General features: G+C 57.7%; 20 protein-coding genes and 2 tRNA genes. 9 read left to right on the top strand and 13 right to left on the bottom strand.

Annotation, left to right across the window (positions count from 1 at the left end):
- Nucleotides 1-38 precede the first annotated feature (38 nt).
- The 6 genes from ACR42C_RS14490 to ACR42C_RS14515 all read left to right on the top strand — a co-directional run bounded on the left by ACR42C_RS14490 (nt 39) and on the right by ACR42C_RS14515 (nt 8245).
- Entirely contained in the window at nt 39-1781 is a 1743-nt protein-coding gene (locus ACR42C_RS14490; protein WP_479984252.1) for an IucA/IucC family protein, read from the top strand.
- Nucleotides 1781-2728 (top strand): GNAT family N-acetyltransferase, encoded by a 948-nt coding sequence (locus tag ACR42C_RS14495; protein WP_479984253.1) that lies wholly within the window; start codon nt 1781-1783, stop codon nt 2726-2728. The genes ACR42C_RS14490 and ACR42C_RS14495 overlap by 1 nt, the downstream gene beginning before the upstream one ends.
- The gene (gene iucC / locus ACR42C_RS14500; RefSeq protein WP_479984254.1) at nt 2725-4467 is read left to right on the top strand and encodes an aerobactin synthase IucC; all 1743 of its coding nucleotides are present in this window, start codon (nt 2725-2727) and stop codon (nt 4465-4467) included. Before ACR42C_RS14495 ends, iucC begins: the two co-directional genes overlap by 4 nt.
- A complete protein-coding gene (locus ACR42C_RS14505) occupies nt 4464-5789 on the top strand; it encodes a lysine N(6)-hydroxylase/L-ornithine N(5)-oxygenase family protein (RefSeq protein WP_479984255.1) in 1326 nt (441 codons plus the stop codon). Before iucC ends, ACR42C_RS14505 begins: the two co-directional genes overlap by 4 nt.
- A 26-nt stretch (nt 5790-5815) precedes the next feature.
- Complete coding sequence (locus ACR42C_RS14510) at nt 5816-8005, top strand: TonB-dependent siderophore receptor (protein ID WP_320720809.1); 2190 nt, start codon at nt 5816-5818, stop codon at nt 8003-8005.
- Nucleotides 8006-8169: 164 nt separating this feature from the next.
- Nucleotides 8170-8245 (top strand) — tRNA-Asn (locus ACR42C_RS14515).
- Nucleotides 8246-8299: 54 nt separating this feature from the next.
- On the opposite strand, the gene ACR42C_RS14520 is transcribed toward ACR42C_RS14515, so the two are convergent.
- The 4 genes from ACR42C_RS14520 to ACR42C_RS14535 all read right to left on the bottom strand — a co-directional run bounded on the left by ACR42C_RS14520 (nt 8300) and on the right by ACR42C_RS14535 (nt 10562).
- Entirely contained in the window at nt 8300-8632 is a 333-nt protein-coding gene (locus tag ACR42C_RS14520; RefSeq protein ID WP_213327933.1) for a type II toxin-antitoxin system PemK/MazF family toxin, read from the bottom strand.
- Nucleotides 8633-8890, bottom strand: coding sequence for an AbrB/MazE/SpoVT family DNA-binding domain-containing protein (locus ACR42C_RS14525; RefSeq protein ID WP_320720808.1), 258 nt, complete (start codon nt 8888-8890; stop codon nt 8633-8635).
- Between the two features lie 274 nt (nt 8891-9164).
- Complete coding sequence (locus ACR42C_RS14530; RefSeq protein ID WP_320720807.1) at nt 9165-10124, bottom strand: quinone oxidoreductase family protein; 960 nt, start codon at nt 10122-10124, stop codon at nt 9165-9167.
- A gap of 48 nt (nt 10125-10172) precedes the next feature.
- Nucleotides 10173-10562 carry a RidA family protein gene (locus ACR42C_RS14535; RefSeq protein WP_479984256.1) on the bottom strand — a complete coding sequence of 130 codons (390 nt, stop codon included), beginning with the start codon at nt 10560-10562 and terminating at the stop codon, nt 10173-10175.
- Between the two features lie 140 nt (nt 10563-10702).
- Here ACR42C_RS14535 and ACR42C_RS14540 point away from each other — a divergent pair, with 140 nt between their 5' ends.
- On the top strand, nt 10703-11623 hold the full coding sequence (locus ACR42C_RS14540) for a LysR family transcriptional regulator (RefSeq protein WP_479984257.1): 921 nt from the start codon (nt 10703-10705) through the stop codon (nt 11621-11623).
- A 54-nt stretch (nt 11624-11677) separates the two neighbouring features.
- Here ACR42C_RS14540 and cbl read toward each other — a convergent pair whose 3' ends face one another.
- Both cbl and nac read right to left on the bottom strand, forming a co-directional pair.
- Nucleotides 11678-12628, bottom strand: coding sequence for an HTH-type transcriptional regulator Cbl (gene cbl / locus ACR42C_RS14545; RefSeq protein WP_023336219.1), 951 nt, complete (start codon nt 12626-12628; stop codon nt 11678-11680).
- 96 nt (nt 12629-12724) lie between these two features.
- Nucleotides 12725-13642: a nitrogen assimilation transcriptional regulator NAC gene (gene nac, locus ACR42C_RS14550; RefSeq protein WP_316379448.1), complete on the bottom strand. Its 918-nt coding sequence runs from the start codon at nt 13640-13642 to the stop codon at nt 12725-12727.
- Nucleotides 13643-13962: 320 nt separating this feature from the next.
- Between nac and ACR42C_RS14555 the strand changes: the two genes are divergently transcribed.
- A tRNA-Asn gene (locus tag ACR42C_RS14555) sits at nt 13963-14038 on the top strand.
- A 144-nt stretch (nt 14039-14182) separates the two neighbouring features.
- Here the strand turns inward: ACR42C_RS14555 and ldtA are convergent.
- A complete protein-coding gene (gene ldtA / locus ACR42C_RS14560; protein ID WP_320720803.1) occupies nt 14183-15079 on the bottom strand; it encodes a L,D-transpeptidase in 897 nt (298 codons plus the stop codon).
- 164 nt (nt 15080-15243) lie between these two features.
- Between ldtA and ACR42C_RS14565 the strand changes: the two genes are divergently transcribed.
- Entirely contained in the window at nt 15244-16137 is an 894-nt protein-coding gene (locus ACR42C_RS14565; RefSeq protein WP_316379447.1) for a LysR family transcriptional regulator, read from the top strand.
- On the opposite strand, the gene ACR42C_RS14570 is transcribed toward ACR42C_RS14565, so the two are convergent.
- From ACR42C_RS14570 to ACR42C_RS14595, 6 genes are read right to left on the bottom strand one after another with little or no spacing between them, the layout of a single operon-like run.
- Nucleotides 16103-16996, bottom strand: a complete 894-nt coding sequence (locus ACR42C_RS14570) for a DUF6282 family protein (RefSeq protein WP_479984258.1) — start codon at nt 16994-16996, stop codon at nt 16103-16105. The genes ACR42C_RS14565 and ACR42C_RS14570 overlap by 35 nt on opposite strands.
- A complete protein-coding gene (locus ACR42C_RS14575; protein ID WP_479984259.1) occupies nt 16993-17661 on the bottom strand; it encodes an RraA family protein in 669 nt (222 codons plus the stop codon). Before ACR42C_RS14575 ends, ACR42C_RS14570 begins: the two co-directional genes overlap by 4 nt.
- Nucleotides 17662-17668: 7 nt before the next feature.
- The gene (locus ACR42C_RS14580) at nt 17669-19831 is read right to left on the bottom strand and encodes an isocitrate/isopropylmalate family dehydrogenase (RefSeq protein WP_479984260.1); all 2163 of its coding nucleotides are present in this window, start codon (nt 19829-19831) and stop codon (nt 17669-17671) included.
- Nucleotides 19828-20544 carry an alpha/beta hydrolase gene (locus tag ACR42C_RS14585; protein WP_320720798.1) on the bottom strand — a complete coding sequence of 239 codons (717 nt, stop codon included), beginning with the start codon at nt 20542-20544 and terminating at the stop codon, nt 19828-19830. The genes ACR42C_RS14580 and ACR42C_RS14585 overlap by 4 nt, the downstream gene beginning before the upstream one ends.
- Nucleotides 20541-21539 carry a beta/alpha barrel domain-containing protein gene (locus ACR42C_RS14590; RefSeq protein ID WP_240326270.1) on the bottom strand — a complete coding sequence of 333 codons (999 nt, stop codon included), beginning with the start codon at nt 21537-21539 and terminating at the stop codon, nt 20541-20543. The genes ACR42C_RS14585 and ACR42C_RS14590 overlap by 4 nt, the downstream gene beginning before the upstream one ends.
- Nucleotides 21475-22692: a multidrug effflux MFS transporter gene (locus ACR42C_RS14595; RefSeq protein WP_163329808.1), complete on the bottom strand. Its 1218-nt coding sequence runs from the start codon at nt 22690-22692 to the stop codon at nt 21475-21477. Before ACR42C_RS14595 ends, ACR42C_RS14590 begins: the two co-directional genes overlap by 65 nt.
- Nucleotides 22693-22833: the final 141 nt, after the last annotated feature.

Raw genomic sequence — 22833 nt, forward strand, 5'->3', positions numbered from 1 at the left:
AACGAGAATTATTATCAGTCATGGAATGAGGTACATCTATGCGTGCTCTGCCCCGCTCTGCCGGTACAGACGTTGCAGCCCAGTGTTTTTTAAACGCCCTGGTGCGCGAGACGAAGGACTGGCGCTATCTCCCCGCTTCCGCAGCGGATGAACTGGCGCACATTCATATTCCGCTTTCTCCCACCCAGGCCCTTCGGGTTCCGGTGCGCTATTTCTCCCCAACCCAGCATCATCAGTACCGTTTTCCGGCCATACTTATCCAGAGCGATAGCGACAGCGGTGACGCCGTCACTTTCGCTCAACTGGTTGATTTAATTCTTGAAAAGTCCTATGTAAAAGGCTCGCTGGATGCCGATACGCTGGCGCGTTTTAAACAGCGCGCGCTCGAAAGCCACGCGCACACCTGGCAGGCGATCGATCTGCGCCACGGCTGGGGAACGCTCCGCGACAGGCCGCTGACGTTTGCCGAAGCGGAACAGGCGCTGCTGGTGGGCCACGCGTTTCATCCTGCGCCAAAATCCCACGAACCGTTCAACGAAACCGAGGCGCGCCGGTATCTGCCTGATTTCGGCTCCCGCTTCCCGCTGCGCTGGTTTGCCGTTGAGAGCACGCTCGTTGCCGGCGACAGCCTGAACGTCTCCCTGCGCGAGCGTCTGCTGCGCTTCGCCGCCCAGAGCGCGCCCGAGCTGCTCGGCCACTTCACCGATACCCGCTGGCTGCTGCCGATGCATCCGTGGCAGGCCGACTATCTGCTGGAGCAGGACTGGTGCCAGCGTCTGGCGACAAACGGTTCCTTGCAGGACCTGGGTGAAGCGGGCGCGCAGTGGCTGCCCACCAGCTCGTCGCGCTCGCTGTACAGCGAAACCAACAGCGACATGATTAAGTTCTCCCTCAGCGTGCGCCTGACCAACTCCGTGCGCACGCTGTCGGTAAAAGAGGTTAAGCGCGGCATGCGCCTGGCACGGCTGGCGAAAACGCAACGCTGGCAAGATTTACAGGCGCGCTACCCGACCATGCGCGTGATGCAGGAAGACGGCTGGGCGGGGCTGCGCGATGAAAGCGGCACTATTCAGGAAGAGAGCCTGATGGCCCTGCGCGTTAACCTGCTGTTTGACACGCCTGAAACCCAGACCAACGTGCTGGTGAGCCTGACCCAGGCCGCGCCGGACGGCGGCGACAGCCTGCTGGCCGCGGCGGTGCGCCGTCTGAGCCAGCGTCTGGATTTACCCCTCGCTCAGGCCGCCCGCTGCTGGCTGGACGCCTACTGCGACCGCGTGTTGCTTCCGCTGTTCAGCGCCGAGGCGGACTACGGTCTGGTGCTGCTGGCGCACCAGCAAAATATCCTCGTGGAGATGCAGCAGGATTTCCCTGTCGGACTTATTTACCGTGACTGTCAGGGCAGCGCCTGGACCGAAGGGGCCGACGCGTGGCTGAAAGAGGCGGGCGAAACAGACGTGGAAAACCGCTTCGGTGAGAGCCAGCTGCTGCGCTATTTCCCGTACTACCTGCTGCTGAACTCCACCCTTGCCGTCACCGCCGCTCTCGCCGCCGCCGGTTTCGGCAGCGAAGAGCACCTGATGTCCCGCGTGCGTGACGCGCTGGCCGAACTGCGCGCGACGGCGAAGCAGACCCGCTGCCTCGACTACGTGCTCGACAGCCCAACCTGGAACTGCAAAGGCAACTTCTTCTGCTACCTGCACGATCGCAACGAAAACACCATCGTCGACCCGGCGGTGATCTACTTCGACTTTAGCAACCCGTTTTACAAGGAGAAGGCGTGATGGCGAACGCGAATATCGTCCATTCCGGCTACGGCTTTCGCTGCACGGCCACGGAACAAAACCTGCCGCTGACGATGGGTCTCGACGGCAGCGCGGTCCTTGAGCGCCTGACCGGGATCCCGGACGGCTGGCTGGTGGACGCCCTCGATCAGCTATTTATTGCCGCGCCCGCCCTGACCGGCATTACCCTGCCGTGGGCGGCCTGGCAGGATGAGCCCCAGGCGCAGGCACTGTTTCGCCAGGCCCACGGGGATTATCTGGCGCGTGAAACCTTCTGGCAGCTGCCGCTGTGGCTGAAAGGCGAGCGTCCGCAGGCAAGCGGCGGTATGCAGTTTGATGAGAGCCGTCAGCTGTACTTCCCGCTGCGCCCTCACCGCCCGCAGGGTGAGGTCTATCGCCGTTACGATCCGCAGATTAAGCGCACCCTCAGCTTCCGCGTTGCCGACGTGGCGCTGGACGGCGAACGATTCACGCAATGGATGAATAACCCGCGCGTGAACGCCTTCTGGGAGATGGCGGGCCCGCAGGCCGAGCAGGAAAACTACCTGCGCCGTCAGCTTGACTCGACCTACTGCTACCCGGTTATCGGCTGCTTCGACGACCAGCCGTTCGGCTATTTTGAACTCTACTGGGCGGCGGAAGACCGGATTGGCCGCCACTACCGCTGGCAGCCGTTTGACCGTGGGCTGCACATGCTGGTGGGCGAAGAGAACTGGCGCGGCGCGCAGTATATCCGCAGCTGGCTGCGCGGCCTGAGCCACTATCTGTATCTCGATGAGCCGCGCACCACGCGCATCGTGGCCGAGCCGCGTTTCGACAACCAGCGCCTGTTCCGCCATCTGGCCTCCGCCGGTTTTGAGACGATGAAAGAGTTCGACTTCCCGCACAAGCGCTCGCGCCTCATCATGAGCCAGCGTCACCGCTTCTTCAGCGAGGTGGAACTGTGAACGCGCTCTGGCAGAAAGTGAACCGCGAGATGGTGGCGAAGATCCTCGCCGAGCTGGAATACGAACGCACCCTGCGCGCTGAGCCGGTGTCGGCGGACGGCTGGCGCATCGCCATGGGCAACGAGTCCTGGCAGTTTCGCGCCACGCGCGGGATCTGGGGCTGGCTGCATATCGACCCGGACACGCTGACCACCGCCAGCGGCGCCGCCGTGGAAGCGGAACGCGCGCTGCTGCAGCTGGCGACGGTGCTGGAGATGAGCGACGCGCAAACGGCAGAGCACATGGAAGATCTCTACGCCACCCTGCGCGGGGACATGCAGCTGCTGCAGGCGCGTGAAGCGCTGGATGCGGACGCCCTGATCCACCTCGACCCGGACGAATTACAGTGTCTGATGAGCGGCCACCCGAAGTTTATTTTCAACAAAGGACGCCGCGGCTGGGGTCTGGACGCGCTGCGTCAGTATGCGCCGGAATACCGCGGGCGCTTCCGCCTGCACTGGGTCGCCGTCCAGCGCGAGCATCTGGTCTGGAGCAGTGACGCCGATTGCGACATCCACACTCTGCTGGCCAGCACCATGGACGATGCCGAGCGCGCCCGGTTTGACGCCCGCTGGCAGGCGCTGGATCTGAACGACAGCTGGCTGCCCGTGCCGTTGCACCCGTGGCAGTGGCAGCAAAAAATTGCCATTCATTTCCTGGCGCAGCTGGCGCGCGGTGAGATGGTTGAGCTGGGCGAATTTGGCGATGAGTATCTGGCGCAGCAGTCCCTGCGCACGCTCACCAACGCCAGCCGTCGCGCGCCGTATGACATCAAGCTGCCGCTGACTATCTACAACACCTCCTGCTATCGCGGCATTCCGGGCAAGTACATTGCCGCCGGGCCGCTGGCCTCGCGCTGGCTGCAGCAGCAGTTCGCCGCCGACGCCACGCTTGCCCGCTCTGGCGCGCAGGTGCTTGGCGAACCCGCCGCCGGATATCTGTCGCATCCTGGCTATGCGGCCCTGCCGAAAGCACCCTACCGCTATCAGGAGATGCTGGGGGTAATCTGGCGGGAGAACCCGTCCTGTTATCTTCAGGAGGGCGAACAGGCGGTGCTGATGGCGGCGCTGATGGAAACCGATAACGCAGGGCGTCCGCTAATCGACGCGTGGATCAAGCGCTCGGGGTTAACCGCTGAAGCGTGGCTGGAAAAACTGTTCGAAGCGACGGTGATCCCGTTCTACCACCTGCTTTGCCGTTACGGCGTGGCGCTGATCGCCCACGGCCAGAACGTGACGCTGGTGATGAAGGACTACGTTGTGCAGCGCATCCTGCTGAAGGATTTCCAGGGCGATATGCGCCTGGTGGACGAGGATTTCCCGCAGGCACAGAGCCTGCCGGAGCAGGTAAAAGCGGTGACGGCGCGCCTGAGCGCGGATTACATCATCCACGACCTGCAGACCGGCAACTTTGTGACGGTGCTGCGCTTTATTTCACGCCTCACCCTGCAATGCGGCGTAAGCGAAAACCGTTTCTATCAGATCCTCGCCGGGGTGCTGCACCGCTATATGGCCGCGCACCCGGAGCTTGCGGAGCGCTTCACGAAATTCGACCTGTTTAAGCCGCAGATTATTCGCGTGATCCTCAACCCGGTCAAACTGACCTTCTCCGAACACGACGGCGGCAGCCGCATGCTGCCGAACTACGTCACCGATCTTGATAACCCTCTTTTTCTGGCCTCCCGGGAGTCCGCGCAATGAAAACCTATGATTTCATCGGCATTGGTATTGGCCCGTTTAACCTCAGCGTCGCCGCCCTCGCAGAAGGGCTGGATGGCTTTAGCTCGCTGTTTCTTGAGCGCAAACCGCACTTCTCGTGGCACCCGGGCATGATGGTCCCGGACTGCCACATGCAGACCAGCTTCCTGAAGGATCTGGTCAGCGCCGTGGAGCCGACCAACCGTCACAGCTTCCTGAACTACCTGGTGCAGCGCAAAAAGTTCTACCGCTTCCTGACCACCGAGCAGCGCACGGTTTCCCGCGAAGAGTTTGCGGACTACCTGTGCTGGGCGGCGGATAACCTCACCAACCTCGCCTTCAGCCAGCAGGTTCAGCAGGTGAGCTTTGATGAGCAACGCGGTCTGTTTGAGGTCGTGACCCAGCGCGACCGCTTCCTCGCGCGCCACGTCTGCGTGGGGATTGGCAAACAGATTAACCTGCCTGACTGCGTCACGGTGCAGGACGATACCTGCTTCCACGCCAGCGAGATGATGCTGCGCACGCCGGAGCTCGCGGGTAAGCGCGTTACCGTCGTCGGCGGCGGCCAGAGCGGGGCCGACCTGTTCCTGAATATCTTCCGTGGAGAGTGGGGCCAGCCGCTGAGCCTGAACTGGGTATCGCGCCGCAATAACTACAACGCGCTGGATGAAGCCGCCTTTGCCAACGAGTATTTCACGCCGGAGTATGTGGACAGCTTCTCCACGCTCGGCGAAGAGGCCCGTCGTCAGATGCTGCACGAGCAGAAGATGACCTCCGACGGCATCACCACCGAGTCACTGCTGGCGATTTACCGCGCCATGTACCACCGCTTTGAAGTTCTGCGCGAAAAACCCTGGGCGCACCTGATGCCGTCCCGCTCGGTGACGGCCCTGACGCGCCAGGAAACCGGACATCGCCTGAGCATTCAGCATCACCTCGACGGCGGTCACGAGCAGTTGGAGAGCGACGTGGTGATTTTCGCCACCGGCTACCGCGCCGTGCAGCCCGCGTTCCTCGCGCCGTTGTCTCACCGGCTGCATCTGGATGCGGACGAAGCTTTCTGCATTAACAATGATTTCACCCTCGAATGGGACGGTCCGCAGAGCAATCGCCTGTTTGCCGTGAATGCCGGGATGCATCGTCTCGGCATTGCCGAACCCCAGCTCAGCCTGATGGCCTGGCGCGCGGCGCGAATTCTTAATCGCGCGCACGCCGACGAGCCGTTTGAGCTGGCCACCACCCCCGGCGTTATCCACTGGCGGAGCACCACCAGCCCGGAGAGCAGCCAGGTTTTTAAATCGTTAGCAAAAACCACTGAGTACTGACACACACATTCAGGATCAACATAACAATGAAACGTTCTCATCTTTGGGTTTTAAATCCTTGCTTGCTTGCAATGCTTTCTACCTCTGCGTGGGCGGAAGAACAAAAGGAAGAAAATATCGTGGTCTCTGCCAGCCGCGCGCACCGCAGCGTTGCCGAGATGGCGCAGACCACCTGGGTCATTGAGCGGTCTGAGATCGAGCAGCAGGTTCAGGGCGGAAAAGAGATTAAAGAGGTGTTGGCGCAGCTGATCCCGGGCATGGACGTCAGCAGCCAGGGGCGTACCAACTACGGCATGAACCTGCGCGGCCGCTCCATGATGGTGATGGTGGATGGCGTGCGCCTGAACTCGTCCCGCAGCGACAGCCGCCAGCTGGACTCTATCGACCCGTTCAACATTGACCGCATCGAAGTCATCTCAGGCGCCACGTCACTGTACGGCGGCGGCAGCACCGGCGGCCTGGTGAACATCGTCACCAAAAAGGGCCAGCCGGAGACCGAAGTTGAGTTCCAGACCGGGGCAAAAACCGGCTTTAACAGCCGCAACGACCACGATGAGAACGTATCGGCAGCCGTAAGCGGCGGCAATGACAACGCGTCCGGCCGTCTGTCGGTCTCTTATCAGCGCTACGGCGGCTGGTATGACGGCAACGGCGACGAGGTGATTATCGATAACACCCAGACCGGCCTCCAGTATTCCGACCGTATTGATGTGATGGGCACGGGCACCATCAACATTGACGATCACCAGCAGTTGCAGCTGACGACGCAGTACTACAAGAGCGAGTCCGACGGCAAGCACGGGCTGTACCTCGGGAAGAACTTCTCGGCGGTAACGGGCGATGCCACCGCGTACAACAAGGATAATCTCGACTCTGACCGCGTGCCGGGAACCGAGCGCCATCTGATTAACCTGCAGTACTCCAATACCGACTTCTGGGGCCAGGACCTGGTCGCGCAGATTTACTATCGTGACGAGAGCCTGACCTATTACCCGTTCCCGACCCTGACCAAAGGCGTGGTAACCAGCATCGGCGCGTCGCAGCAGAAAACCGATTTTTACGGCGGCAAGCTGACGCTGAACAGCAAGCCGGTGGACGATCTGACGCTGACCTGGGGTGTGGATGCCGACCACGAAACCTTCGATGCCAACCAGCAGTTCTTTAACCTGAGCAAAGCCGCAGCGAGTGGCGGCATGGAGCTGGACAACGCCTACAACGTGGGCCGCTACCCGGGCTACAGCATCACCAACCTCGCCCCGTTCCTGCAGGCGAGCTACGACATTGACGCCATCACCCTGAGCGGCGGCGTGCGTTATCAGTACACCGAAAACAAGGTGGATGACTTTGTTGGCTACACCCAGCAGCAGGCCATCGCCACCGGAAAAGCCACCTCCGCCGACGCGGTACCGGGCGGGAAAACCGATTACAACAACTTCCTGTTCAACGCCGGGATCCTTGGTCGTCTGACCGAACAGCAGCAGCTGTGGTTTAACTTCTCTCAGGGCTTTGAAATCCCTGACCTGGCGAAGTACTACGGCTCCGGCACTTACCAGCTCAGCAACGGCCACTATCGCCTGCTGAACAGCGTAAACGTCAACGACTCAACGCTGGACGGCATTAAGGTCAACGCCTACGAGCTGGGCTGGCGCTACACCGGCGACAACCTGCGCACGCAGGTCGCGGCGTATTACTCGCTCTCGGATAAAACCATTACCATCAACAAGACGGATATGACCATCAACCTCGAAGACGACAAGCGTCGTATCTACGGGGTTGAAGGCCAGGTGGACTATTTCTTCACCGACAGCGACTGGAGCACCGGCGCGAACTTTAACGCCATCAAGTCTGAAACCCGCGAAAACGGGAAATGGGAGAAGCTGACGGTCGACAGCGCCAGCCCGTCGAAAGCCAGCGCATGGGTGAACTGGGCGCCGGGCGACTGGACCCTGCGCGTGCAGAGCACGCAGACCTTTGACGTGTCTGACGCCGACGGCAAGAAGATTGATGGCTATAACACGGTCGACTTCCTGGGCAGCTACGCCCTGCCGGTGGGTAAGGTCAGCTTCAGCGTGGAAAACCTGCTGGACAAAGACTACACCACCGCCTGGGGCCAGCGCGCGCCGGGGCTGTATAGCCCAACCTACGGTGCACCGGGCCTGTATACCTATAAAGGCCGCGGTCGTACGTTTGGCCTGAACTACTCCGTACTGTTCTGATCCTGCGCGCCGCCTGCGGGCGGCGCTTTTTATTGTGCAATTTGAACGCAAATTTGCCATAAAATCAGCGATTTGCTGAAATTGTCGGCAAACGAACGAAAAGTTTAATTTCCCCCTTTGACAAGGTGAACGCAGGTCGATAATATTCGCCCCGTTCACACGATTCCTCTGTAGTTCAGTCGGTAGAACGGCGGACTGTTAATCCGTATGTCACTGGTTCGAGTCCAGTCAGAGGAGCCAAATTTGAAAAGCCTGCTTTTGAAGCAGGCTTTTTGCTTTTCTGCGTCTCTGAAGTTAACTCAGAATCGCATCCAGCCTGGCAAGCACTTCATTTACAACGGCGTCAGGTATGCGTTCCAGCCGCATGCCGTTCCGGGCAGCCATATCAATGGTTCTGGGCTGGTCACAGCGAATAACGCCCATTGTTTTTGTCCCCGCCCCTTCCAGTGAAACGGTGAAACCTGCTGTACGTGCAAAGTTTCCGCCGCTGGTGACGGGAACCACTACCGGTAGCCGGGTCAGCTTGTTAAACGATGCCTTCGATACGATGAGTACCGGACGTTTTCCACTTTGCTCGTGGCCAGCAATTGGATCCAGTGAAACAAGCCAAATTTCCCCTCTCTCCATTTACAGGATCTCCTTGCCCACCGCAGGCGCATCCATCCATTCCCGATCCTCTTCGCTCATTTCAGCGTGCGGATCGCACTGCGCCAGCAGCTCCTCAAGTGAATAATGAGGCCGTTTCTGAGGTTCGATAATCAGGCAGCCATTATTAATGGTCATGCCGACTTCGCTGTCTGTCGACAGCCCCAGCGTTTTCAGCACGGCGGGAGGAACCGTCAGCATGATGGATCCGCCGACCTTTTTAAGACGAGTTGTATACATAGAGCACCTCCGAATATTATATTTTAATATAACATTCATGGAGGGATATGCACAATTATTCATCAGATTCATGGTGATTTCCTTTTCGTAATGAAGTGGGCAGAAAGTCGTTATCCATCGAAGAACAGTGCAGGTGGGAACGAAGTGCGTAACCAGGAAGGGTGATATTAGAAAACCGTTTTTGCGGTTCAAAGGATTATGGCGGATCGGATAAACGAAATGCGAGGCGGCTTCCGCATCGGGAGAATTATGAGGTCAGTTTGGGGTTCCCCCCTCACGGCTTCATAACGATGCGGCCAAGCGGTTTCGCTGTCTCGGCGTATTCATGGGCCGCGGCGGCGTCAGCCAGGGAGAAAATGCGATCAATAACAACCCGGATGCGCCCTGCTGCTATAGCCTGCAACATCTCGTCCACGCTTGCCCGGACCTCAGGCCTTTCAAAAAGTGGCCCCATGAATACCCCCATGAGCGTCTGGTTAGACTGCATCGCCGGCCACAGGTCGGCTGTCAGGCTGCCACCGCCCGCATTACCGACGAAGACGAGGCGTCCATCCGGCGCGAGTGCAGAGAGCGAGGCAGGCAACGTCGTCCCCACCGGGTCGATGACGAGGTCAACACCGGTGCCGTGGGTGACCTGCCGGACACTGTCCACGACGTCACTCTTTGCCCGATCCACGACGTGAGCGGCACCCAGTTCAAGCAACCGGCTGCTTCGCTGCGTTCCGCTTGCCACGGCGATGACCGTCGCGCCAGCATGTGAGGCAAGCTGAACGGCCGCGAGCCCCACGCCACCCGCTGCTGCCTGAATCAGAACGGTTTCTCCGTTCCGAAGCATGCCTCGTGTGAAAAGGCAATGATGCGCGGTTCCAAAGGAGATCGGTACCGCCGCCGCTTCTGCTGCATCCACCCCGTCCGGTATAAGCCAGGTGCGTTCTGAGGGCACAGCCCAACGTTCCGCATGCGATCCCTGCATGCTAAAAGCCGTCACTCTGTCCCCAACCCTGCGGTTACGGACTTTCGATCCGACGGCAACAACTGTCCCCGCGGCCGCGTACCCGACGATCCATGAAGGAAGAGGCGGCGGAGTTGAGCGGCGATTGATCAGATCGCCCCCTTCAATCGAGATAGCCTCGACAGAAATCAGGACGTCGTCAGGCCCGGCGACCGGATCCGGGACGTCGACATACTGCAGGACGCCGGGAGCGCCTTCTACGTCATAAACCGCTGCCTTCATAAATTTTCCTCTGTCTTGTCTTTTGACCGTCGGAAAGATCCGTAACGCTCAGGGTAGCCTGGCAATCACCTTAATCTCAAACTGGAATCCGTACAGCCACGTCACGCCGATCCCGGTCAAGGTAGGGTAAGGCGCTTCCCCCCAATATTCTGGCAGGATACTCCAGATTGCGTCGAGGTTTGACTCGGGATCGACAACAAAAAGGGTAACGTCAACCACCTCATCGAACGTGCAGCCCGCAGCCGTGAGAACAGCATTAAGGTTATCGAATGCCAGCCGGATCTGCGCTTTTAGATCCTCTTCAGGCGAACCATCCTCCCGGCTACCCACCTGTCCCGAAACAAACAGGAAGCCGTTAGATTTGATGGCGGGTGAATACCGATTGCGCTCATAGAGCGCCTGGCGTCCAAAGGGAAAAACGGCTTCGCGTGTTGTCATGTTAGTACCTTTGTAATGGGGCGAAATCTGCCCGGTGAACATAGAGACACTCTAAGGTGCTAAAGCGGAGGGATAAACAGGCGACTTTGTCCATCATTGTTTGTAATATCCAAACAATCGGTGAAGTGAGAGGATGATGGATGGACCGTTTTGATGCGATGCGCGCCTTTGCTCGCGTGGTGGAGGCAGGCAGCTTCACAAAGGCTGCCCAAACGCTCCATATGAGCAAAACCACGGTGACTCAGCTGATTCAGCAACTGGAAGCGCGCCTGCGCGTCAAGCTGCTCCATCGCACCACCCGCAGGCTCGGCGTCACGCCTGATGGCGCGGTCTACTACGAGCGCGTCATCCGCCTGCTGGCGGACATGGAGGATGCTGAAAACAGCCTCTCCAGTTCGGCGATGACGCCCCGGGGACGGCTACGGGTGGATGTGCCCACGCCTCTCGCCCGCTTCGTGTTGGTGCCCGCGCTACCGGCTTTTCACGCGCGCTATCCTGATATCCAGTTCGATATGGGCGTGAGCGACCGAGTGGTGGATCTGATCGGCGACAACGTGGATTGCGTCCTGCGGGGCGGTGAAATCAGCGACCAGTCCCTGATCGCGCGCCATGTCGGCGATTTGCCAATCGGTGTTTACGTCGCACCGGGTTATGTGGAACGCCTCGGTGCCCCTGCGCATCCGCGAGAGCTGGAAAACACGGACCATCGCATCGTGGGATTCTTGTCCTCACGCACCGGTAAGATTGACCCTCTGGTACTGCACCGCGAGAGTGAACGTATTGAAATCAAGGCCAGCTATGTGCTGGCAGTAGATGATGGCAATGCCTACCTCGAAGCTGGGCTAGCGGGATTAGGCGTGATTGCGCTGCCAGTCTATATGGCGGCAGCACATCAGGCTCGTGGTGACTTGATTCCGCTATTTGAACAATGGCGTATTGCTCCAATGCCCCTGTATCTGGCATTTCCGCCGAACCGCCATGTCAACGCGAGGCTGCGCGTTTTTATTGAATGGATCGTTGAATTGATGCAGCAACATGTCCCCACCACTTACAATAAGTGACGACATCCCTGCCCCCTGATTCGGTCAGCGCAGCGCTACCGGGCAAGCCAGCAGCTAAATCTGATAATCAATCGCCACTTCTTCCGGCTCCATCACCTGGCGTTTGATCTCATCCACCGACAGCCCGGCGTTGCAGAGCTCAATAAAACGCCACACATAGTTGCGCTGCAGCTGCCCGCGCTTCAGACCTAGCCATACGGTATTGGCATCAAACAGGTGACGCGTATCCAAACGCACCAGGTTCCCGTCTTCGCGTTCGCCGCTGGACTGTTCCGCCACCAGGCCAATGCCCAAACCCAGCTCGACGTAGGTTTTGATGACATCAGAATCCTGCGCACTCAGCACCACGTCCGGCGTTAGTCCTTTACGGTTGAAAGCCTCGTCTATGCGCGAACGTCCGGTGATCCCCTGGCGGTATGTGATCAGCGGCCATTTCGCAACGTCTTCCAGCGTCAGGGGAGAGACCTGATTCAGCGGATGATCGACCGGAAGCAATAAGCTGTGGTACCAGCGGAACCAGGGGAAGGCCACCAGCAGCGGGTCGTTGCTCAGGCGTTCGCTGGCAATGCCGATATCCGCCCCGCCGTTTTGCAGCAGCACTTCAATTTCCTGCGGCGTGCCCTGGATGAGCTCCAGACGGACGTCGGGGAAAAGTTCGCGGAAGGCTTTAATCACCGGCGGCAGGCTGTAGCGCGCCTGGGTGTGGGTGGTGGCGATGGTGAGTACGCCCGAGGCGTCATTGGTGAAGAGATCCGCCAGACGACGCACGTTGCTGGCCTCGTTAAGGATACGCTCAGCAATGGTCAATAACGCTTTGCCCGGCTCAGTCATGCCGAGCAGCCGCTTGCCGCGGCGGATAAAGATCTCTATGCCCAGTTCCTCCTCCAGCTCACGGATATGGCGGCTGACGCCGGACTGGGAGGTATAAAGCATATTGGCGACCTCGGTCAGGTTGTAGTCCCGCCTGGCCGCCTCACGGATAATTTTAAGCTGCTGGAAATTCACGATTCACTCCGGCACATCTGACATAGCTCTATTGTTAGAGTCAGCTGCGCTGCAGAACAAATAATAAAAACCAGCATCTTATGCTTTTATGGAATATCAGCTCACGAGCTGGAGTTCACGGTTTTCAAGCGACGGCTTGCTGACCAGCGACATCAAAATCTCTTTTACCGCCTGCGCCTGCGGCGACAGAGAACCGCGCGCGGACATGTTCAGCGACAGCGGGAGGCTCATTGACGGCGTGGTGATGCGCGCCATCCAGCCGTTCGCCGCGCTGCACAGCGAACGCGCGGCGGATTCGGGCAGTACGGTGACGCCCATTCCGCTGGCAATGGCCGCGGTCAGCGTGGAGATCGAGTCAATTTCACCGATGATTTTGGCCGTCAGGCGGCGCAGGGAAAACGCTTCGTCCACGCGCACGCGCACGGCGCTGTAGTCGCGCGGCAGATAGAGGTTCATCTCTGCCACGGCGGTGAGGTCTACGCTCTGGCCCGGACATTCGCGGGTGCCCACAAGGTAGAGATCTTCCTTCAGCAACGGCTGGCTGGTGATCCCGGCGACCGGAGAGCGATCGTAAAGCACCGCCATGTCCAGCTGGCCGTTCAGCAGCTTGTCATTCAGGACGGAACCGCTGTTTTCGTGCAGGTACACCAGCACCTCAGGCAGCTCAGCGCGGACGGCCTGCAGCAGCGGCATGGTAATAGAGGACGCGGCCGTTCCCGGCGCCAGGCCAATAGACACGTGTCCGCTCAGGGTCTGGCCCACGTTATTCACTGCCAGCTGCGCCTGTTCACACTGGCGAAGGATGGTGCGCGCATGGGTATAAAGGATCTTGCCTGCTTCCGTTGGCGTGACGCCGCGTTTGGTTCGGATCAGCAACTGCTGATCCATCTCGCCTTCCAGAGTAGCCACCTGCTGGCTCAGCGCGGGCTGCGCGATGTGCAGCACTTCTGCCGCTTGAGTCAGGCTGCCGATATCGACGATTTTAACGAAGTATTTCAGTCGTCTTAAGTTCATTTTGCCCCCTGTTCGAAATGCTTTGCCGGAACCGGCTGTCGTTGTTGAACAGGTTTTGCAATATGAATGCCACTTTTACCATACAGTCTGAATTGGTCGCTAAGCGCCTGAAAATAAGGAAACCTAATCATGGGGTGTGGTTTTATTACTGAAACAGCAGTTTATGATCTGCCCCATTAGGGGTATTTCCGCACCAAAGCGGTGCATTCCGCTGTCAAAAACATCACTTTGCCGATTTTGTCAGCAAACGATCAAAAGGCGTTAATCCACCCTTTGACAAGCCGAACGCAGGTCGATAATATGCGCCCCGTTCACACGATTCCTCTGTAGTTCAGTCGGTAGAACGGCGGACTGTTAATCCGTATGTCACTGGTTCGAGTCCAGTCAGAGGAGCCAAATTTGAAAAGCCTGCTTACGAGCGGGCTTTTTGCTTTTCTGTGCAAGGTAAATGCAAAACGGCAACCGGGTTGCCGTTTTTAGTGTGTGAACCCTCTCCCGTGGGAGAGGGATGGGGTGAGGGCACCAGCCCGCACAATTGCTTCACATACCAATCTTAACCGGCATCCCCGACCGCCGTTCCAGTTCGGCGCCCGCGCCCTCGTTTATCAGCTGCGTTCGCTGCGCGGCTGAAATGGGCAGAGGCACTTTCCGGGTTGACTCAAATTCCGCGCGGTTACGTGATAATGGCTCGTGAACCTCTACCCACCGGCTGCCGTCCGGCTCCGTGGTCATCTTTACGGGCCGATCGATAAGCTGCACGCGGGTGCCTACGGGAACGTTATCGAAAAGGTATTTAATGTCGTTGTTACGCAGACGAATACAGCCCTGGCTCACCCGCAGCCCGATGCCGAAATTCGAGTTTGTGCCGTGAATGGCGTACAGCCTGCCGATATAAATCGCATACAGCCCCATCGGGTTATCCGGCCCGGCGGGCACGAAGGCCGGGAGCGTTTTACCCTCTGCCGCATAGGCACGGCGCGTGTTCGGCGTCGGAGACCAGGTTGGTCCCTCCTGCTTGCGCTCAACCGCCGTCACCCAGTTACGCGGAGTCTCGCGCCCGGCCTGACCGATGCCGATGGGCAACACTTCCACCGTATTGCTGCCCGGCGGGTAATAGTAGAGACGCATTTCCGCCACGTTCACGACAATCCCCTCGCGGACGGTATCGGGTAAAATCAGCTGCTGGGGAATAGTTAAAGTCGTTCCGGCTTTTGGTAAAAAAGGATCCACGCCCGGGTTCGCTTCCAGCATGTTGCTCAGCCCCAGGCCGTGCTGCGCGGCAAAGTACTCCAGAGGCAGGGTATTTCCCTCGGGGACCACAACCGTAACGGGGTTGCCGACAAGACGACTGCCTTCAGGCGGCAGCGGGTACGTAACAGCCAGCGCACCGGGCGTTACGGCAGCAAGCATCAGCGCGAGCGAGAATAAGCGAATCATAGTTTCCCTGCGATAAAACGAATGGTCACAGGCTAACTATAACTGCCCGCTGCGAAATTTGTCAGAATAGTCACGTGGCGATAACGCTTTGCGAGAAAAACCAGCACAACATACTGATGAAATAATGCGAGAATAGCGATACCAGACCGGGTCAGGAGGACACAATGCTGGAAAATATGAAAGCCTTCAGAATGGTCGTAGAGTGTCAGGGGTTCCGCGCCGCCGCGATGGCCATGAAACTCTCCCCGGCCATGATCAGCCGCAGAATTGAAAAGCTGGAAAGCGAGGTGAATGCGCAGCTGATTAAACGCAATTCACGTCGCATTTCTCTGACGACGGCCGGTGAGCAATTTTACCAGCGCTGCCTGCTCATTATTGATGAATATGAATCCTGCCTCAGGGATGTCAAAAGCCTCAGTAACGAAATCGGCGGAAATCTCAAAGTGGGTATCCCCCATTCCATCAGCAATCAGCACGTTATTCCGCACCTTGGCGCCTTCCTGGAACGCTATCCCAATCTGAAGCTGGATATCGTGACCGGCAATCACTGTATGGAGCTTTTCAGCCACGGCTTCGATCTGGCGCTGCAGTGTGGCCCACTGCCCGACAGCAACCTTTATTACACGCTGATTGGCTACTGGCGAAAATACACCTGTCTTTCACGCTCCTACGCGCAGCAGCACGGCATTCCCCAGCATCCTGACGATCTGCGCCAGCATACCTGTCTCCTGCATTTTGATAACCACCGCCGCAGCTGGAAGTTTGTGATTGACGATGAGCTGGTTGAAATCCGCCCTCATTACGTCTCCAGAGTGAGTAACAGCCTCGACCTGTGCAATATGGTGCATCACGGGTTAGGGATCTGTTACCTGCCGGAATTCACCGTGAGAGCGGGAATGGAATCAGGAGAAATCATCACCGCCCTTGACGCGTTTATGCCTGCCCCTCTTCCCCTGTATGTGGTGCATATCAATCCTCACCCCTCCCCCAAGGAACAGGCATTCATTGATTTCCTCCGCACGCTTAACCTGGCAACGGCCCCGGCGCCAGCATCCTGAGCGGGTTCAGCAGCGCGATCTCCTCAATGCGCGCCGCATCCAGTCCGGCCTCTCTGAACCAGCGGTGGCTGTCCTCCAGCCACTCGCCGATGTCGGGCTGGCCCGGCTGGCCCAGATCCGAGCTGTAAACCAGGTTATGCACTCCCGTCAGCACCTCACAGAGATCGTCGAGGGGCTGATAGCCTAAATAGACCGTCAGGGCGCACTGCTCCACAAAGAGCCACTCATGTTCGCCGAGCGCGCGCAGTTCCCGGGCGGTAAATCCCGTCATCGGATTCGCCGGCTGGTTCAGCATCAGCCTGCAGCCGCCCACTCGCTCAACGGCCTCAATCAGACGCAGCGTTTGGTCTTTCGTCGCATGTCCTGAGGAGATCACAATGTCATGGTGCCGGGCAAAGTGAATGAGCGTTTTTACGCCTGAACGCAGTTCACCCGCCTCATCAGCAATCGAGAGCGGCTGCCCGGCGAAATGCCGGGCGTACTCGTTGCTGAACGTTCGGGATAACCCGCTTTTATGCGTCGTTGGAACCACGGTCGGCAAGTGCACCAGCAGCCTGGGCGCACCCTCAAACTGATACTGGCTCAGCGCCTGGCGGACGACGTTAAGGTTTATCCCCCCGGCGGCGGCATTCAGCACGACCGAGCCAAAGACGGGCAGACCTTGCTCCTGCATTGCCGATGCCAGCGCGCTGACGCTTCCCAGATGGTTCTTAAGCACCACGCCCCCCTGATACTGCGCGTAGCGTTCTCCGGCCTCCATGGCGGAGTAACGCCGCTGGTAGCTGTCCGGGCGCGCGTGATAGTGCACGTCCAGAAAGCGCAAACGGGACGCCCAGTAGTCAAAAAACGGCCGCGTCATGCTTTTGCTTCCCAGGGCACATGGTAGCCAAGCGTTTGTCGGGCTACGTCGAGCGAGGTGCCTTCACGAACAGCGTTGATGATTTCACGCTCCGTTTTTTCTACGTTTTCTGCCCGACGGATCACCTCCTCCAGCTGCTCAGCGGGGATCGCCAGAACGCCGTTCTCATCGCCGAAAATCCAGTCGCCAGGGCAGACCGTTACCCCTTCAATCTGCAGCGCACACTGCACCGCAGTGACCCGCGCACGGTTCTTGCCGGAAACCATATAGATATTGCTGGCGAACAGCGGGTAATTCATCTGACGAATGTCTGCAATGTCCCTGGCTGAGCCGTAGATGACGGACCCGGCGATGCCTTTAAGCACGGCTTTGGTGGTCAGAATATTGCCCCAACTGGTGCAGTCCGTACGGCCGCCATTGTCCACAACGATGACCGCGCCAGCCGGAACCCGATCGATATAGTTCCCGGCATTCATAAAATGATTTTTCTCCGCCACGCAGGCTTCATATTTTACGGTCCAGGCAGGTCCCGCCAGCTTACTGCCCCCGGCCTGCAGCTTAATGCCCGCAAGGCCTCCCGCAATGTATAAACTGTCCAGCGCGTCCGAAACGGCCGCCGTGTCCAGCGCCAGCAGGCGCGACTGAAGCGTTGATTGAATCGTCATTGTCGAATTATCCATGCTGTGTTGTCAGGGTTTTTAAGGCGCACCAGGCGGCATATTCCGGCAGGGTTTGCGCGAGCAGTGTTCTGTTCACTGGAAACGTTATCTGATGCGCCTGACCATCTTGATGACGAACCGACAGGGTCATTTTCCCCAGCCGTGCGTCGCTGTTCAGAAGCTCCGAGAACGACGGGCTGACCGTTACATCCATCTGCACCGTCGGCTCTCCCTGGCGAGGCAGGCCCCCGGCAGGCAAATACGCTGAGAGCGCTGCATCTGGCGTATGCCAGCGGATACTGCACGCATCCCGCAGTATTTCGCCCGCCGTTTTATTACGTTTGCTCACCAGATAGGGACGCAGCGCGCTGTCCAGACTTTGCCTCACCGGAAGCGGTAAAGGCCGGTGTGCAGGGGTTTCGATCTGCACAATGACGTAAGGGCTTTTCCATAAAAAATGACTGTCCCAGTCGGTGGAGGTGGCCAGCGCATTGACGATAGAACCGACCTCGCTCTCGCTGATCCCGATCAGGGTCCAGCAGTGCTTCTGCCTTTCAGGCCCGGTATCTTTGTTATTTGCTAATGCCTCTTCCAGCATCGGCAGCGCCTGGGAAGGCGGCCCGGGCAGAACCACCAGTTGGCTGCCCGCCACGCATGCGCTGAAACCTGGAGCGGTGCCGCAAGCGTTATCCAGAATGGAAGCGCCCTCGGGGAAACGCGCCTGAAGACGGTTTGAAGGATCGTTTTTCACCCCGAACGTCACGAGACGACTCTCAATGGTTTTCCACGTCTCTTCGTCGTGCACAAGCGGCTTGCTCAGAACCTGAGCAATGGCCTCGCGGGTTTTATCGTCAGAGGTTGGGCCAAGGCCGCCGCACACCACAATGAGATCGTCCTGCCCGATACGCCCTGTTACTACCGAGCTTATCTGCGGGATGTTGTCTGCGCAGGTCGCCTGAAATTTGACACGGTAGTGCGCCTCTTCAAGGCATTGACTGATAGCCTGCTGGTTCGTGTTAAGGCATTGCCCGGACAGGAGCTCATCACCAATCGCAATCACGCTGGCCGTTTTAGCGATGGCTGGCTGAACCAGGGCGTCGATTATCGCCTTTGCCATCTCCTCCGTTGTCGCCGGGCCGCCTAAATCGTAGGTCGCCACCTTCCCCTCACGAACAACACGATCGACAGCCTGCTGCAGTTTTTCCGCCTGCGCCTCAAAGCCGAGGTACGCCAGCATTAGCGCAATTGTGTAGAACATCGCACACGGATTGGCTTTTCCCTGCCCCGCCATCCCCGGCGCGCTGCCGTGTACCGGTTCAAAATAGGCCACTTCGCTGCCAATGTTGGCGCTGGGCGCCAGGCCAAGCCCGCCCATCACGCCGGCGGCCAGATCCGACAAGATATCGCCAAACATATTTTCCGCGACAATCACGCCAAACTCGTGAGGCTTACGCACCAGCCAGAGGGCAATCGCATCCACGTTGTGAATATCTGCCCGAATGTCAGGGAAGCGCGCGGCCACTTCCTGAAAGATTGTTGCCGCAAAATGACCGCTTTCGCGCATGACGTTGGGTTTATCGGCAAACGTGACACGTGAAAAGCGGTGTTGGCGGGCATAGTCAAAGGCCGTCTGAAACAGGCGCTCCAGGCCGTAGCGCGTTTGCAGACGCACTGACCATGCCGCCTCTTTCGGGCCATATTTTTCGAGATTCGGGTGTTTAAGCCAGCTGGCCACGTTCTCACCGACACCCTTAAAATCCATACCGGCGTACAGCCCCTCAGTATTTTCCCGAATCACACAGCAGCGGAAAGGACGGCGATCTCCCGTCACGTATTTCACCGGGCGGATGTTGGCATAGAGCCCAAGACGCTGACGGAGCTGAATCACCGGTGAAACATACTCAATGCCTTTCTGCTGGAGCGCGACGGGCAGCGCTTGCTGAGCCTGCACTTTCCCCTTGCTGGTGATGGCGCCCAGCAGCACCGCGTCCGCCTCAGCAATCTGTTCCCAGGTACGTGCCGGCACAGGATTGCCCTCGCGTTCCCAGCAGGACCAGCCTATTTCACCAAAGGTCAGGTTGATGGGGAGATCCAGCGCACCGATAACGGGCAGCGCAGCGTCGCAAACCTCCTGACCAATACCGTCTCCCGGCAAAACCAGAACATTTTTTTTCATAAGGTATCGATCCATTCGTTGAGCAGCGCATTCACCGCAGCGGGATTGTCATTCCACGGACGCATCCCCGCGCCGGGAATACGTTTGTAATAGTGCTGGGTTCGGGGGCTGTGGGTCTGGTTTTCCCATGAGGCCAGCTGGGATTTTTCACCCACAATCGCAAGATAGTTACCGTCATAGGCGGCAATATCTGCGCGGGCATCCATCTTTAACAGCAGTGAGAAGCCGGTGAGCATGCGCTTAATCGCCGCCATTTTCTCTGCATCTGGCAGGGAAAATTTTTCCTGCGGCGCAGGCTGACCTTCGGGCAGGACGTAGTGATGCAGAATATCCATGGCCGAACCGAGTTCACCTTTTTCAAGCAGTGCGATGAGACGCACCAGCCGATGCGTTAATTTCTCGTCGGCAAAACCGGGGGCGCTCACGCTCATGACGCCCGCTACGCCGCGCAAACGGTGTGCCAGCAACTGCACCAGCGTGCCCGCCATCGCAAACCCCACCAGCAGCCAGGGACGTTTGACATGGGCATTTAGCTTCTGGCAAAGCGCGTCAATCGCGCTCTGCGGATCGTCGTGCGTAATCAGGCTCAACGTATCGACGATGGTGACGGAAAAACCTTTTTCTTCGAGCAAGGTAACCAGCGGAGCGCAAAATGCCCCGCCGTCCCAGGCAGGCATGACCGGTGCCAGTATCACCGCATCCTGTAACTTCATGCTGCGGTCCCTGTGATCACGTTTTCAATAGCGCTGAAGACACGCTGACTCTCGGTCGTCAATGACTCTTCAACCATTTTCCGGTTCTCCACGCTGAGATTTTTCACCCCAAGGATCATATCCACTACGCTGCGGTAAGAGGCGTTGTAAAATTCCTTCGAAACCAGCTGATGCACCTGATTAAATATCCACTCCGTGTGATAACGTTCTTTGCCTTCGTTGAAATTACACAGCGACAGCCAGATTTCCATCGCCAGATTTCCCGCCCCTTTTCCCATGCCGGTCAGGGAGCTATCAATAAAGGTCGCGCCGGCCTTTACGGCTTCAATGGAGTTTGCCATTGCCAGCCCCAGGTTATCGTGGGCATGGAATCCCACCTCAAGCGGCGTTGCGCATTTAAGCAGATTAACCAGGCGGGCGGTCTGTTCAGGCCGCAGGCTGCCGTTAGAATCCGCAATGCAAATAATATCGGCCCCGGCGTTCTCACACTGCACTGCCACGTCAACAAGCGTCTTCGCGTTAATTTGGCTGGCGCGCGTAAAGTTCATGCTCACGCGCAGGCCATTTTCTTTCGCCACCTCACACAGTTCCAGCGCGGGTTGGGGATTGTCGGTTTTAATACAGAGCCGAAGCAGCGCAACGCCACATTCCCGCAGGCGAATAATATCCTGCCGGGTAATATTATGGGGGTGGGCAATGACAACTAATTTCGCTTCGGGCACGGCATCATGAATTGCCTGAATATAATTATCAGGCGACATTCCGGTTAAACCAATATCCGCGATGGGTTTAAATGAACCGTTTCGGTAACCTATTTCAATCCATTCAACGCCACTGCCCACCAGTGCGCGCACATGCTTAATGGCGTAGTCTACGGGAAAGCTGAAATTGTTTTGATACCCGCCATCCCTTAATGTGACATCTATATTATTAATCATTGATATTACTCTCTTTACTGGAGACAAATTCCATAAACCCATATTGACCAAAAACATATACAAGGAAACCAACAACGCAGACGCAGGCAATAATCAGCGCGGTCATGACGGGAGCATGGGCTGAAAGTTTGCCAATCAGGAAGGTTGCGAGCGCTGCGCTTCCGAGCTGTAAGGCTCCCATTACACCCGAAGCGGTACCCGACGCCTTCGGGTGCGCCGCGATGGCAGACGCCGTGCCCAACGGCAGCAAAAATCCATTGCCAAAGGTCAGAATGCCGATGGAGAGAATGCTGGTAAACAAAGGCACAGGGCTTAAGTACATCTGAAGTGCAAAAATAATGCCGCCGAGGACAAATATGCGATACCCAAGGCGAATGGTCTCTTCAATACCCGCCTGACGAGATCTCTTCTTAGCGATCAGATTCCCCGCCACGTAGCTTACGGATAGCAGAATATAGGTGTAACCGATATAAAGCGGCGAAAGCCCGAGTTTGCCCAGCAAAAAGGGGGACTCTACGATATAGGAAAAATAGGCTGCATAAGCAAAACAGGGAATCGCGGCATAAAACAAAAACTGCCGGTTTCTTAACACCACAAGCGTATTGACCATGGCCGCCACCGCGCTCAGCTTTTGCCTTTTCTCAGGCGGTAAGGTTTCGCGCAGTGCGGTGAGGCACAGTCCCAGCGTCATGACGATAAACAAGGTCAAAAAGATAAAACAGGATTTCCAGCCGAAGTGTTGGGTTAACACGCCGCCGATCATGGGTGCAATGGCCGGCGACATACCCACAAAGGGAAATATGACAAGATAAAGCTGAGCCGAAGACTTCTTATCCAGCATGTCATTAATAATCGCCCGGCTGACGGTGATACCAGCGCAGGAGCCGATGCCCTGTAATAAGCGTAAAATAAGCAGCTCATTAATATGAGTAGAGTAAATAACACCTACCGTCGAAACCAACCAGATTAACAGCCCCGCAATAAGCGTTTTCTTTCTCCCCAGGCTGTCGCTTAACGGCCCGTACACCAGCTGTGAAAACGCAACGCCAAATAAAAACAGGGCGATAGCATCCTGTATTTGCGCCTCCGTGACCTTATAAAATAATTGCATTTCGCTCAGTGCAGGCAAAAAGATATCGGTAGATATTAATCCGCCCACGGACAGGCATGCAATTAATACCACCAGGGGCATAGATAGCTTTTTATTCATATTCGTATAAACCAGGAATTGGGGTAATACGAATTTATCGGAAGCGCTTCACAATGAGAACAATAATAAACTAAACGGTCTGTTGCACATTAGTAAACGAACGTTTTCTGTCGATAAGATAACGGTAGCGGCGCAACCATC

This window comes from Enterobacter sp. MG-EB028, from assembly GCF_056673305.1.